Source organism: Vibrio sp. 1180_3, assembly GCF_029478545.1.
Lineage (GTDB): Bacteria > Pseudomonadota > Gammaproteobacteria > Enterobacterales > Vibrionaceae > Vibrio > Vibrio aestuarianus.
On the sequence record NZ_SJFM01000164.1, the window covers coordinates 1 to 510 of the forward strand.

Annotated in this window: 1 protein-coding gene; it reads left to right on the forward strand. The window is 41.2% G+C overall.

Annotated features, from left to right (window positions below; genetic code table 11):
• The coding region (locus EYW48_RS21400) for an amidohydrolase family protein (RefSeq protein ID WP_277433067.1) at positions 1-510 on the forward strand (510 nt) is incomplete at both ends.

Sequence of the window (510 nt, forward strand, 5' to 3'; positions counted from 1 at the left end):
AGAAAAAGACGGTAATCTGACCGCACGAGTGTCGTTGCGCCCTTGGATTTATCCTGCTGATTCTATGGAACCGCAACTAGCTTTTCTAAAGAAAATCCAATCAAGTGATACATCGAGTTTGCTATTAATTGATCAAGTAAAAATGTATAGCGATGGTATTACAATAAACGGTACAGCAAAAACGCTGGCACCATATTTAGATACTTACATTCCAGACGAACCTTACGGAATTAATTATATTCCACCCAGCCAAATGAAAACTTGGTTAGATGCTCTGGATAAGGTTGGTTACAGCGCGCATATTCATGCTATTGGTGATGGAGCGGTTCGCGAATCACTTAATGCAGTTGAACATGCACGTAATAATGGCTCAACTAAGCCGTACACACTCACCCACGTTGAACTTGTCGATCCAGAAGATGTAGGTCGGTTCACTAAATTGAATGTTACAGCTGACTTTCAAGTAGGCTCTGAATACGTTGTTGAGCATGACCATTCATGGGCTAAACT